Origin of the sequence: Bacillus litorisediminis, from assembly GCF_022808645.1 — a bacterium.
GTDB classification, from domain to species: domain Bacteria; phylum Bacillota; class Bacilli; order Bacillales; family JC228; genus Bacillus_BF; species Bacillus_BF litorisediminis.
In genome coordinates, this window is the sequence record NZ_JAKZKT010000031.1 from 39,380 (window position 1) to 53,727 (window position 14,348).

The 14,348-nt window shown below is 38.4% G+C and carries 10 protein-coding genes; 4 read left to right on the forward strand and 6 right to left on the reverse strand.

What is annotated here, in order from left to right; genetic code table 11:
• The first annotated feature begins 55 nt into the window (after positions 1 to 55).
• From MLE14_RS15400 to MLE14_RS15410, 3 genes are read left to right on the forward strand one after another with little or no spacing between them, the layout of a single operon-like run.
• Positions 56 to 553: a TRAP transporter small permease gene (locus MLE14_RS15400; protein WP_243299308.1), complete on the forward strand. Its 498-nt coding sequence runs from the start codon at positions 56 to 58 to the stop codon at positions 551 to 553.
• 23 nt (positions 554 to 576) lie between these two features.
• Positions 577 to 1,863 (forward strand): TRAP transporter large permease, encoded by a 1,287-nt coding sequence (locus tag MLE14_RS15405; protein WP_243299309.1) that lies wholly within the window; start codon positions 577 to 579, stop codon positions 1,861 to 1,863.
• Between the two features lie 43 nt (positions 1,864 to 1,906).
• Entirely contained in the window at positions 1,907 to 2,917 is a 1,011-nt protein-coding gene (locus MLE14_RS15410; protein WP_243299310.1) for a TRAP transporter substrate-binding protein, read from the forward strand.
• Between the two features lie 397 nt (positions 2,918 to 3,314).
• Here the strand turns inward: MLE14_RS15410 and dacB are convergent, their stop codons facing one another.
• Positions 3,315 to 6,155: a D-alanyl-D-alanine carboxypeptidase/D-alanyl-D-alanine endopeptidase gene (dacB, locus tag MLE14_RS15415; RefSeq protein WP_243299311.1), complete on the reverse strand. Its 2,841-nt coding sequence runs from the start codon at positions 6,153 to 6,155 to the stop codon at positions 3,315 to 3,317.
• A gap of 370 nt (positions 6,156 to 6,525) precedes the next feature.
• On the opposite strand from dacB, the gene MLE14_RS15420 reads away from it, so the two are divergent.
• A complete protein-coding gene (locus MLE14_RS15420) occupies positions 6,526 to 7,443 on the forward strand; it encodes a DMT family transporter (RefSeq protein WP_243299312.1) in 918 nt (305 codons plus the stop codon).
• Between the two features lie 185 nt (positions 7,444 to 7,628).
• Here the strand turns inward: MLE14_RS15420 and MLE14_RS15425 are convergent, their stop codons facing one another.
• From MLE14_RS15425 to MLE14_RS15440, 5 genes are all read right to left on the reverse strand, one after another.
• On the reverse strand, positions 7,629 to 8,879 hold the full coding sequence (locus MLE14_RS15425; RefSeq protein ID WP_243299313.1) for a S8 family peptidase: 1,251 nt from the start codon (positions 8,877 to 8,879) through the stop codon (positions 7,629 to 7,631).
• A gap of 989 nt (positions 8,880 to 9,868) precedes the next feature.
• On the reverse strand, positions 9,869 to 9,997 hold the full coding sequence (locus tag MLE14_RS22760) for a VanZ family protein (protein WP_390628989.1): 129 nt from the start codon (positions 9,995 to 9,997) through the stop codon (positions 9,869 to 9,871).
• Between the two features lie 24 nt (positions 9,998 to 10,021).
• A complete protein-coding gene (locus MLE14_RS15430; protein WP_243299314.1) occupies positions 10,022 to 12,847 on the reverse strand; it encodes a hypothetical protein in 2,826 nt (941 codons plus the stop codon).
• Between the two features lie 143 nt (positions 12,848 to 12,990).
• A complete protein-coding gene (locus tag MLE14_RS15435; RefSeq protein ID WP_243299315.1) occupies positions 12,991 to 13,266 on the reverse strand; it encodes a hypothetical protein in 276 nt (91 codons plus the stop codon).
• Positions 13,244 to 14,348 (reverse strand): hypothetical protein (locus MLE14_RS15440; protein ID WP_243299316.1); only part of this gene is annotated, 1,105 nt, incomplete at its 5' end. The genes MLE14_RS15435 and MLE14_RS15440, both read right to left, overlap by 23 nt.

The window sequence follows — 14,348 nt, forward strand, 5'->3', positions numbered from 1 at the left end:
GCTTTCAGATTAAATTGAAAGCGCTTAATAACGTTTTAGGGAGTGAGAAAATTATATGCAGCTACTTTTTAAGATCCGAGACACGGTAGAAAAAGCAACGGAAATTGTTGCAATCGTTTTTTTTGCGATTGGAATCTTATCAACGATTTATGGAACTTTTTCTAGAACAATTACTTTTTTACCATCGATATCATGGTCAGCGGAATTAACACGTTTTTCTATTATTTCTGCAGTTCTTCTTGTTGCAGGAATTGGTATACGAAGAGGTATGCAAGTATCATTTACATTAGTCCTTGAAAAACTGCCTCCATCTTTTAGACTCGGACTTCACATGATAAATAATGCGATAATCATCACATTTTTTATTGTTATTGGATTTTTTGGTTTCGATATGGCCATTACAAATACCGGTCAACATTCACCCATTTTACAGATACCAATGATAATTCCATACCTATTTATTCCAATTAGTTCTTTACTTGTTGTGATTGAAGTTATCTTTCTAGCTTTTGAACAAGTATTAGAACTAAAAAATACTAAAAAAACAACCTAGATTATGTTAAGGGAGGGAAATAAATGTCTATTATCTTGTTATTTGTCCTATTAATCTTTTTTGTCTTCCTGGGAATTCCCATAGCAGTATGTATAGGGCTAGCTGCACTTACAACGATTATTTTAGTTGGTCTTGGTATTCCTTTTACACTATTACCTGCACAAATGTATTCAGGAATGAATTCATTTACTCTAATGGCCATTCCGTTCTTTATCTTAGCTGGAGAAATAATGAATCGTGCAGGTTTAACTATTAGAATATTGAATTTAGCTGAAGCGTGTGTTGGTCATATTCGAGGGGGGCTAGCGCATGTAAATATCGTAGCCAGTATGATAATGGCTGGAGTTTCAGGTTCGGGAGCAGCTGATACGGCAGCCATTGGTACAGCTATGATCAAAAACATGAAGGAAAAAGGTTTTAAATTAAATTTTGCTGTTGTTTTAACTGCGGCAGCTTCTACTGTTGGACCGATCATTCCACCTAGTGTCTTATTTATTCTTTATGGGTTTCTCACAAATGTATCCGTTGGAAAATTATTTTTAGGAGGAGTCATCCCTGGAATATTAATGAGTATTGGGTTAATGGTTTGTTCCTATATCATCTGTTTAAAAGAAGGTTATGGAAAAGCTCATGAAAAATTTGAAATTAAAAGATTAACAAAAGCCGGAAAAGAGGGTCTTTTAGCACTAATTGTTCCGTTTGTAATCATTTTCTCGATTACCACTGGTTTTGCTACTGCAACTGAATCAGGCGTCATCGCTGTCGTAATATCCCTAATATTAGGCTTAATATTTAAAACATTAACAAAGAAAGAGACATTATACGGAGCTATTATTGATTCTACACATTCAACTGCGATTATCTTTCTCATCTTAGCAACCTCAGCTGTGTTTTCAAACATCCTAGTTCGATCACAATTTCAATTTTTAGTTATTGATACTTTACATTCTATTACTAGTTCTCCAATCTTAAGCTTATTTTTGATTATCGTGTTTATACTTATAATTGGTATGTTTGTAGACGTAACCCCTATTCTGATCATGTTTGCCACACCAATGGCTCAAGTCGGGGAGCAACTTGGATTTGACCCAGTATTTTTTGGAGTCGTTATCGTAATTGCTTCAATGATAGGCTCTATTACACCTCCTGTAGGCGGTTTACTTCTCATTAGTGCTAGTATTGGAAAAATCCCGATTGCAGATACTTTCAAAATTCTAATCCCGTTTGTTTTAACACTTGTTTTAATCTTATTACTAATTGTCCTAGTTCCACAGATTGTAACTTTTTTACCGAATTTATTAATGGAGTAGTTGGTTACAAATAAAATCTATAAAAATTAATGGAGGGGAAAGCATGTTTAAAAAAGGTTGGTTAATGGTGGGAATTGTATTTTTATTACTTCTTCTGTCAGCATGTAATAGCGAAAATACCAGTAATGATGATGAAAAAACAACAATAAGAATTGGGAACTTTTATTCTCAAGAAACCACTTACGGAAAAGCTTTTGATAAGTTGAAAGAGGATATAGAAGCTGCCTCAGATGGTAGTATTGAAATACAAGTATTTCATAATGGTAGTTTAGGAAGTGAGATGGATCACATTCAAGCCGTTCACCAAGGCTCACTAGAAATGATGCATTCGGGTACTGGAGGAATTGGTAACTATATCCCTGAAACAGCTATCTTTGAATTATGGTATAACTTTAATTCATTAGAACAGCTGAAGGAAGTATTTGAGGGACTTACTCCTGAACTGGATGAAATGTATCAAGCAGAAGGATTTAAACTTTTAGGGGCTTACTATGATGGTCCAAGAAATATTCTTTCTAATGTAAAGATTGAATCGATTGAGGATATGCAAAATCTAAATTTTAGGGTCCCTGACTCAACCCTTTATGTTGCCATGTCAGATGCATTAAAAGCCAATACAATTACAATGCCTTATGGGGATGTATATACAAGCTTGCAGACTGGAGCAATTGATGCGATGGAAGGAACTCCTGACTCCATACTTCAAGAGAACTTCTTTGAGCAAGGAAAATACTTCATTCTTGACCAACACGTATACCAACCACTTTCAATAGTTTATAACTTAGACGCATGGAATAGCCTAACTTCCGAACAACAAGAAATAATCGAAAATGCTGTGAAGGATGCATCCGAATATCACTTAGAGCTAGCAAAAGAAGCGAACACAGCTGCTTTAGAAGAACTAAAAAGCAAGGGTATTGAGTTAATTGAATTAAATGATATAGATAAGTGGCGTGAACAAGTTACCGAGGAAAACCAAGAATATGTGGATCAATACGGTGAAAAAGGCGCTGTTATCTATGATGCTATCCAAAAGGTATTAGGATCAAATTAAGCTTATGGGACAAGGACACCACTTGTCCCTTTTGTTATGAAAAAAGTATGATTACATGCAACACAGATATAACTCAGAGATAATTAGTCTGTTTGCTTCGCGATAACACTTCATTCCCTTTACGGTTTAATCCGAAAAGGATTTTCACCTTTTAATGCTGGTAATAGAAAATATGATAATGCCGAGATTATACCATTAAAGGTTTCACCTGTAACATGTTCATCGTGTGTTCTCCCCCATACCATGTGATTCCTTCGTCAGTTTGTAATCCACAATAACCGATGGCATATTTTCATATTTATAGTAACTAATCATAAATCGCTCAATTAAAGGTAGAGAAAACAAAGGGACGGTTCTCATGTTTCATGAAATGAAACACGAGAACCGTCCCTATGCTTTATTGCACCGCTAGTTTCTCTACAAAGTTCTCGATGAATCGTTTGCTTGGTGTTGGGCTGTAGCCGTTTAGGAGTAGTGAGTAGGCTAGCAGGTCGCTGTTTTGGGTTTGGATGTATCCGGAGATGCTCCGCATGTCTTCGCGGTGTTCTTGAATTCCGACTAGGCGTGTCCCGTCGATGGTTGGAAGCGCATCATAGAAAACTTGGAATGTTGGTTTTTCAGTTTGGGCTGCTAACAAGCTGGCAAATTGCTCTGCGGAAATTTGTGTGTAAGTCGTCCAGCCGGAACCGTCCATCATGTCAAATTCCGTAGCAATCACTTTTTTCATCATGCTATGAACCGTATTGATACCGCCTGTAAAAGTTCCCTTGCCGCCGTTCAGGGTGCCGAGCGTGCGCGTGATCATTTCGGCGGTAAAGTTGTCATTATGGTGGTTCATGAACTTGACGATTTCCGATAGAGTGGCAGATTCATAGGTTTTCACTAAGTTGGCATCCGCCGGTTTCGCATCTGCCACCACTTTGCTGAGCGGATGGACGTTCACGCCAGCTGCCTGTAACTGCTGTTTCAACACATAGCCTGCATGCACATGCGGCGCTTCGACGGTGACGTCTGTATAGCTTTTCTCCGTTCCGGCAGGCAGCACGCCTGAAACGTTAATCGTATTTTCACTGCGGACTCTTTCGATCTTCAGTGTATTTTCCGCCTGGGCCTCACCAGTGACGGCGGTATTGATCATATCTAACCCCTCAACGTTTGGCTCCACCGTTACCTCTACGTTCTTGCCGATTTTTCCAGGTTCAAAATGGACACGGACGGTACCGCGATCTACGGCTAGCGCGGTTATTTGCGCTTGGACCGGATCGCTTTCATTGTCCCATGTCCATCCCGGTGGGTACACATCATTCGTAAAGAAAGAACGATCGACGATGATGTTGCCTTTTACAAGGTGAATCCCAAGCTTCTTGAGATCTTGCGCCATGCCTTCGAGAGTCGGCCCATTTAAAAATTGCTGTTTCGTGCTGGAAGCAAGTGTTGGATCGCCATAGCCTTTGACGATGACATCACCATTTAATACCCCGTCCGTGATGGTCCCGGTCGTATACAGTTCGGTCTTGAACCGATAGTTTTGCCCAAGGTGATCCAACGCACTGGCAGCAGTTAATAGTTTTACACTCGCGCCAGGTGTCAGTAACGATTGCGGTTGGCGGGCGTACAGCACTTCCTTGTTTTTAGTAGAATAAATCAATGCCCCTTTGATCAATCCTTTAAATGCCGGATCATCAAAAATCGGATCAAATTCCGCTGCCAATGGGTAGGTGCCTGATTCGGGCGCCGTCACTGGCGGGTTGGGCAGCTCCGGATATTGTGCCAAAGCAATCGCGATTTGGTTCTGTAACGTTGTGGCAAAGGCACTCTTATAAATGCCATTACACATGATCGAAAATGCCAAGGTTTTACCGTCTTTCGTGGTGACGTAGCCGGCAAGCGAGTTGACACCGCTCATACTGCCTGTTTTGGCCTTCACGTTGCCTTCCGCAGCTGTGCCCTTCATCCGGTTTCGCAGTGTTCCGTCTACACCGGCAATCGGCAAATAGGAAATAAAGCGATTCCCTGCCGGACTGTCATACATGCCATTCAGCAGCTGAATATAAGCTTGCGGGGAGATATGGTTCAAACGGGTAAGACCCGATCCGTCTTTTTGGAGATAGTCTGCCTTTAATCCCAAATCGTTGACGAGAACATCCCTAATTACTTTAGCGCCCGCTTCAATGGACCCTTCACCCGCTTCCTTAGCACCAAGCAACTTGGTAAGCATTTCTGCGTAAAGGTTATTACTGTCTTTCATCAGCGTAGTTAAAATAACATCCAGCTTCGGTGACTCCACGGTCCCGGCTAAACGGGCACCATCCACCAGCGTGCCTTTCTGAATCGAAGCGTTATTCTTAAAGGTAATACCTTGTTCTACCAGTAAGTCGCGCAAAACCGTGCCGGCAAATAGAGCCGGGTCATGAACCGTTCGCGTCGCGGTATACCCGCTGGCAGCATAATCTTTCCCAATGGTTCCGCTGATCGCGATTTCATTTTTTCCAAGAGTTCTGTCGATGGTTAGCGAAGCTCTGTTTCCTGCAACGGTTTTGGCAGTGTTGACAACGGTAAAATAGTCCGGTGCCGGCTGAATGATCACGACTGCCGGTTCGCCAATTTCCTTGCCGGGACGCACATTTACACGGATGACGTTTTCATTTACGGACAAGGCACTCAATTCCATGTTGTAATCATAATTTTCATCATCCCACATCCAGTTTTCGCCCAGAAGCTGGTCATCAAAATAACTTTCATCGACAAGGATGCTGCCATTGACTTTATGTATCCCCTGTTCTCTGAGGGCAGCAGCCAAGGTCCGTAATTTTTCAACCGTCAGTGTCGGGTCACCATTCCCTTTCAAGATGATATCGCCATTAAGCAGCCCGGCACTGCTCACATTCCCCGTGGTATAAACTTCTGTTGGGATCGTCATGTCAACCGGCCACTTGGTTGCTGCTACGGCAGTCACGAGCATCTTAAAAGTAGACGCAGGAACAAAGGTTTTGTCCGACTGATAAGAAGCAAGAACCTGATCATCCTCAAGCGAATACACCTCATACCCAACGGACATGCCTTCACTATGCGGATGATTCTGCAACTCAGCCACATAAGCATCCAACAGCTGCTGAAGCTTCTCCTCCTCCGTTGCCGCTGGCTGAGATTCTCCCTGTGCGGTCAAGGGCGATCCTAACGAAACCAACATAATAAACGTCAGTAACACCGCCCCGCATTTCGACTTCCATCCCTTCATAAAAACTACCACTCCTTCCTTACAATTCATCTTAAAATGAAATATTTCAATAAATTTTCAGAAAATTCCTTTAAATATTTCCGAATTGGGGAGAAAGGCCTATGAAGCGCAGGAAACACAGGGACGGTTCCTGTGTCTCATAAAACGCAGGAACCGTCCCCTTGATTCTTATTCTATAAGGCTATGGTTTTTTTATTTTAACCTTGAAATAAAAGCCCCTTTCCAGCAGCAGTTTCACCGTTTTTAAACAAACGTTTGTTTAAAGTTTTTCCTACATAATGAATAAATGGGAACCACCTGTCGATTCACCCGATTCCCGCTACCGTGGTATACTTATCTGAGTTAGTAGCGTGTGAAAAGAGGAGAAAAGATGAGATTATACGCGGCATTAATTACGCTAAGTTTAATTTGGGGGATGTCGTTTTATTTTATTAAGGTTTTGGTTGAGGGGCTAGGACCTTGGGGGATTGTTTTTGTTCGATGTATGTTAGGCGTCATAACTTTGGCCGTCATTATTTTAATACAAAGAAAGAAAATGAATTGGAAGGCACTTCCGCTAAAACCACTATTTATTGTTGGTTTAATGAATGCATTGATTCCATGGGGATTGATTGGGATTAGCGAAACAAGAATTTCAAGTGCTTTAGCCTCCATTGTGAATGCAACGACGCCTATTTTCACAAGTATTATAGGTGTCATTCTATTCAGTGTGACATTAAGCATTCGGCAATGGACTGGGATATTAATAGGATTTGCCGGCATCTTACTTTTGACCGATTTAAATATCACGCAATTGTTTCAAGAGGACTTAATTGGTATGGGAACGATGATTTTAGCTACCGTCTGTTATGGATTCAGCTCGCAATATAGCAAAAGACATTTGCAAGATGTCAGTGTCATGATGGTTGCTTTGATGACTTTACTGACAGGTGCAATTGGCAGCTTAGTTATGATGGCGATGACAGACTCCTTCTTCCCGTTAAACGAGACTATAACCTGGAATTCGATTTTGGCCATGATAGGTCTCGGTTTTTTTGGATCAGGTTTAGCCTACCTGCTATTCTATTATTTGATAAAAGAAGGAAGCGCGGAGTTTGCGACCTTTGTGACCTATCTTGTGCCGATTACTGCGATGTTCTGGGGCTGGTTCTTGCTCGATGAACAAATTCCTCCACTTGCCTTTGGCGGGTTAGCCCTTATTTTAGCAGGGGTGTTTCTTTCTACTAGAAAATCAGCCAAAAAAGTGCATGATGTGGATCATGCGGTTTCAAGTGCAAAATCATCCTAATAAAAAAGAAGTAACCTTCTCTCTCATTTAAATCGTGGCTTGGTTACTTCTTTTTTATGCCCTACCTACTCTATATAATCCTCTCCTGCATGGTACGGCAATGCTTAGTCGGCTAGGCCGTTTTTTACGAAAAATAAAAAAGGAAAGGCCTCTCCATAAGAGACCCCCTTCCCCATTCACATACCCTACTGCACCAACGGAAACCCAAACCCTGAGGCAATATCGTCCCCAGTTGCTGCATGTTGCCCACCATTCACGTCATTCGCTCTTGCCCGATTTTGAAGCTCAGCACGAAGCTGCGTGTTGGACAAGCTTGGATTTTCTGCCCAGATTTTTGCAGCTAGACCAGAGATATGCGGAGTTGCCATGGAGGTACCGCTAATGGTGTTGTAGCCTCCATCATTCCAAGTCGATTCAATTGCACTTCCTGGCGCTGAGAGTTCCACATCTCCTTCACTGATGGCATAGTCACCTGCACCACCCGAAACTCCCCTTGAAGAAAAGTCCGCGACACGATAATTTCCGTTCTCCTGAACATTTTCGAGTGCAGCTACTGCTACGGCATCAGCTAGACCACCTGGATATCCAATCGTTCCTGGATCTGGTCCACTATTTCCAGCAGCTGCCACCACTAAGGCACCTTGGTTTGTTGCATACGTTACGGCATCGGCAATCAGGCTATCTTTCGAGCTTGATCCGAGTGACATCGAAATAACTACATTTACTCCTAAACGGTTTCCTTCATCAGCAGCATGCTTTATCGCATTTGCAATATCATCTGAAAAACCAAACCCAAGGTCACCTAGTACTTTATATGACCACAGTTTTGCTTCAGGAGCCACACCATAAACCCCTTGACCGTCAGCCCCTCCATTCGCTAAAACCGTTCCTGCTACATGTGTTCCATGCCCATTGATATCATTACAGCTACCATTTCTCATTGAAAAAAAGAACAAACTAAAATCCTTACATTGCTCCACATTATCCACTAAGTCAGGATGACCCGTATAGGTGCCTGTATCTAATACAGCTACACGAATATGATCTCCTCCGCTTGTAACTTGAAGGTCGGCGTCACCATAGATCGCTTCCATTCCCCATGGAGTCTGGTCAGATGGTGTGGCAGTTCTGGTAGCTGCTGTACCTACTGTATCTAAATAAACCTTATTAACTAAAGAAACCTCAACATTTTTATTCTTTTGTAAAGCTTCAAATTCAGCTTCACTCACATTGGTGGTAAACCCTTTTTCTTTAAAATCCCAACGAACTCCGTACATAGCTTGAAGTTTCGCTTTTTCATTTGCATTCTTATGTTGAATGAGAACACGTAATTCTTTTCCTTCACTTTCATCTTTCGAAACCTTTGCAGCAGCCCCAAAAGAAAAGCAAGAAATCAAAAGAACGATCGAAAGAAGCACACCGAAAAACTTTTTCAACCAAATCAACTCCCATTTAAGTGTAGTGAATGGTCAAACATAGTGACAGACTGATAGGTAACTAGATTTTAAGTGTGGACATGGATGTTAGTACGAAGGAAACCACCTCCAGTTCTGAAAAATCATTCCCATGGTAACATGAAGGAGTTCCTCTTGTATTGGGAAATGGGAGGCTTTACAGGGGGTGTAAAGGGGGATACAAATTCTTTGGTTTCCCAATGATATTCCCTTAGGAGCAGCTCCCTTGGTTGAATCTTTTAGACTAAAATAACCCTTGGAAAATCCAAGGGTTCACATCCCTAGTTATCTATATCGACACTATCGATAAGAGCTGGTTTACCAGCCAGATTTTTTTATGAAATCTCCAAGTATCCTCTAAGAACATGAAGTTTCCCCTAGCGAAACTTCATGTTTTGCTTTATTTTCCGAGAGAAAGATAAAGTTTCCTATTTTGTCCCCGTGTTCTAGCTTTGATTATGCTGAACTCACCTGGGAATTTAGTAGAAAGGCGCGCTTTTTGGAAGGAAGAATGAAGATGAATAAGTACCCTAACTTACAGGAATATGAGGAAATTTTATTTGCTGTTATGAGGGAAATATCATGAGAATGATCCCAATATGTATCGGATCGGGATTTGGGATACATTAGCATATTATGGACCGGCTCACCGAAACATTTGGTTTATGCCATTTTAAGAGAAACATTCTTATTTTTTAGGCATTTCCTAGATAAAATGACACAATACATAGGCGTTGGTAAAGGAAGCAATTGATTCATTTGCTTCCCCTTTCTACTAAATTACTAATTAATCTCACTAGTACAAAAATATTTCTTTCCTATTTACTATTTATCCCAAAATACGGATGGCTTTTGCGCTGTGTCGAACCCCTTTCCACCCCTTTATGGTTAAAAAGGAGCTATACCATATCTTGGGATATAGAAAAAGAGATAAACCAGTACCTAGGTAAAAATGTAAGGGCTTTGCGGATTCAGTCTGGCATGACCATTGAAGATCTTGCGTAAAATGTAAGTACCACATCCGTCACCTGTGCTCCTCTACCTTGTACAAAAAGTTGGTGAAGTTCGTAGGTGCTCGGGACTCTGGACCCAAATTGCACCGAAATCTAATGACGCGCCCCCCTCTATAAAGTTAACGCTCGTTGCCTAATAACAAAATGATTATCAACTAATGCTTTTTCTTTAATAAAGCTGAATGCTTCATTATCTATGGCCTTCAGTTTTTCTGAATAATTCATAATTTGGTTTTTGATAAAAATACTATCATAATCCATTAAACTTAATATCCTTTTTATAAATGGCCCTTTGATATTTTCAGAGAGAATATGCAATAAAGCTGTTGTGGCAAAGTATCGAACATCATGATTTTTATCATTTGATAATCCTAATGCAAATTGCAGAATTAACAATATTATTTTCTTATCAATATTGTCAGTTTTTCCGTGTTCAAACATCGATACAATAGTCTTTAACGCTTCTAACTTCTCAAATGTTTCTAATTCAGTATAAGAACTTAACAACTCCACTATTTCTTCTAATTCAACCGAATTGAATACTAGTTTCATCATCATAAAATTAAAATGTAGGGTTGATTTGGATGTTTTATCTAACATAATTTCGCTACCGCTTAAAATTAATTCTTCATTCTTCTTTATTTGATTAATAAGTTGTTTGAAATCATATAATTTTTCCTCTGACACAAGCCTTAAAAATGTGATTAAATTAATCGCTTGAACTTTAGCATTAAGCGTTTGATTCTTTGCATACAAAGTGTCTTTGCAGACAGACACAATGGAATCAACCATTTCTTCACTTATCTTTACTTTATTTATTACTATTATCCTTTCTATGGTCTTGTACGGATTATCCATGTATCCCGTGTATTTACCATTTTTACCTTGAGTTTCATTTCTATCCTTTATCTTTGCAATAAACTTATTTATTTGCATTTCACTTTCTACTTGTGACTCGATTTGAGTTTCCAGAGAATATAGATTGTTATAAAATTCGGGCATGACTCTCATTACTGTCTTATTTAATTCTTTTGATAATTCAAGGTTCTTTTTCCGTACTGATATAATTGCACTTTCTAATTTATTACAGTTTTTTCTCGCAGTTTCATCTTCTATCAATATTTCTATTTGATTTATTATAGTTGTTAGATTTTCTTCGTTTAATGCATCAAAATCGATCCTAATTACAACTTGAAGTACTTTATCATAAAATCGTCGTAATCCCCGGTCAAAAACTTTCATTAAGATTTTTGTGACCACTAGGTTATTATCAAGTCGGAATAGATTGTCTTTTATAGCATCAAAAATAAAATCACCCAAAGCAACGATCCTATCCTCAGAATCAATCCAGTCATCTATTATTTTCATAATTTCCTTCCATACCTCTGAATAATAATCTTCGGAAAAAAAGTACCCTAAATGCTGGAATGCGAGTAATTGAGCAATGTTCATTTGATATTTAATTGGTTTACTTTTAGCAAATTCATATATTTTCTTTGAATCCTCAGCATTCATCTTTCCATATACATCATTAAACAAATCCGTTAGACCTTTTATTTCTTTCTTATTCCCTTTGGATATGGCTGTTTTTAATAGTAAAATCCTAAATTCCCAATCACTATATTGGTTACACAAATGAAAAGCTACATCTTTTATTCTATCAATTGTCCTCAATAGATGTGTTAATGAGCCGTTAAATACTGCCATGATATATATATTAGAAATGTAATCTCCATATTGATTAATACTATTTCCCCAAGTTACAGAATATGGCGATCTCATTGATGACTTTTCAACTTGGTTAATTATTTCTTCATATAGAGCTTTTTCATATCTATCAAGCAGAGGATAGAAGAGAGTAGATTTTTCACTATCCAATTCCTCTTGTGCAGTACTACTATAAACATATCTATTCTTTTCCTGACCTTCAAAGATGTATAAGTTTCTCAAATCGATTAAAATATCTTGAATCAACCAATTTGGTACTTGCAAATCTCGCGCAATATCTAAGGCCATTTTTTCATATTCTATAGCCCTAACTAGATCATTCATGAAGTAGTATTGAATAGCTTTCCATCTTTCTTTTACAACTTTATGTAGGCTTTGGCTTTGCAAAACCTCCAAAGATGACAACAAAAAATAAGTATTAAATTCACTGATTGTCTTATAGCCAAAAAGAATACTGAGAAACTGAGCACTATACGTATCTAAGTCGGAAGTATTCTCTTCTTCTCTATTTGATCTGCTGAAAATTTCATTTGTAATAAGCTTTTTAGTTCTATCGATATTTTTGAATATCTGCTTATCTAACGATTCTGATGCAACAGCATCGATTTCTTCAATACTACCTGTAGAAATTGTAAAATCCGGATCTAATAGTCGACCTTTACAGTAACTAATATAAATTTCACCAATATCATTCATGAGGCTTTGATACCCTATAGTAACAAATTCCTCAAAGCTTTTAGTTATGTAATACTTAGCACCTCTAGCACCAGTTATTTCCTTCTGAATTTGTGACGGTTCTTTTTGATTTTCATTACAAAATATATAAAGTGATTTCTTGGGATGTGCCTTTGCTCTTTGATACTCCTTTAATACTCCTTCAGGAACTCCATCCGCATTATCAATCAAAAATATACAGACATCGCTATCATCAAGCCCGTACAAATAGTCTTGTTCTGCCGTAAGGGTGGATGCTCGCCTTTCCTCAAATAGATATACTTTTGCAAAACCTGTAGCCTCAATTAAATTCTTTAGCTGCATCCTTACATTATCGTATTTCTCTACGCCACATATTGAACTAATAAAAACCCTAATTTTTTCATCAAACTCGATCTTTCTCTCCAAGAAATTCACCTCATTTGAATTAATTCCAATTTCTAAAATTTCCGTACTATTCTTTGTAATCAGAAATTCAGAAATTCCAATATTCAAACACTCTATTCACCTAAAAACGAGCATCACTAGCACAGCTTACTTTTAGAAACTAGTAATGCCCAAAATGAACCACATCAGGTCATTAGTGATTGGCTGTTATTTATCTTGCAATCTTTTAATAATAATTTAGTTGTTCCTATTTATTTTTGAAAGCTTAGTTCTATTTTTTTCTTTAGTTCTGTTTTTATAGTCTTCTCATAAAACTTGAAGAATTCTTCTATTGGATACTTTACGAGTTCATCATTTTGATTAAAGGAGATCCCTGATTTTTTCATATAATTAATAACCTTTTGCAACGAAACAATTAGTGATTCACCTAATTGGTTTTCACTTATCCACTTGAATATTACAATTCTCCAAGATTCTTTATCACCATCAATATAGAGTTCACCTTTAATTGGATACGACAGCAGCAAATCTCGAACCTTCTTTTTTCTTTTTATCTGTAATATCCTCTGTTTTATTATAACTTGGTACTGGTGAACTTTGTTGATAGGTGTAGTTACTATACTTTGATTTTCTTTGATTTCGATAATCCCAATGGTCAGGATGAACTTCGATTGGCCTTAGGGCTGCTCTTCTCATCCTTTCTTGCATTTCTCTTTCAATTTGTTCATCTTCTAGTTCTCTTGCTCTCTGTCCTTGTTTTAGCCTTACTTCTTCTTCTGCCCTTAGGTTTTCTTCCTCTTGTCTGAGTTTTTCTTCCTTTGCTCTAATTCTAACTTGTTCTTCTTTCAACCTTTGTTGTACTAACTCAAATTGTTGTTTCCTTGCGATTAGTTCCTTTAAAAAATCATTTCTCTTCTCATCCTCATTCTCCCTTGAAAGTTCAAAATGATTTTGATTGGCATTCATCGATAACGCTCGAGCCAGAGGAACTTCAGAAAATGATAATTTGTAAAAAGTTATATTCCGATTATGTAGTGATATCGGTAGGAAACGAAAGATTGTGCATAATCGATTAAATATATCTACATAAGCAATATTTCTCGTATTAATTTCCCCTATAGTCGCACCTGTATCTTGCATAAAAAAGTCTAATAATTCACCTTGTACATTTTTCTCTAGAAATGTGTCCCATAAATAATCTTCATGTGTTTTACTAGTCACATAGGTTTCAGCCGTAAGGAGTGTTCCTTTATTCGTGTCTTCTATAAAAGAAAGCCAACCGTAATCCACGAATGAAAAGGGCTTAAAACCTTCCTCTCTATAGGTTTTCATTCGTTTAGATAAATGACGGGCATAGCTGCCAGAGGTTAACCCCTGATCAATTGCCGTATAATAATCAATCACCCATCTTTCCTCTGAGTTCGGAAACTTGATTATAAAGTCCGGAATAAATGAGAGTTTCTTTTTATAGTGGTACCCTCTTATAAATGCTAATTTAAGAGTGTACATAAATGACTGTTTAAGAATGTACAGTTTGCTCATTGCGCTGCATAATATTCTTGGGGTGAATATTGTGCATATGCAAATCAAAGTAAATACAGATATCGAA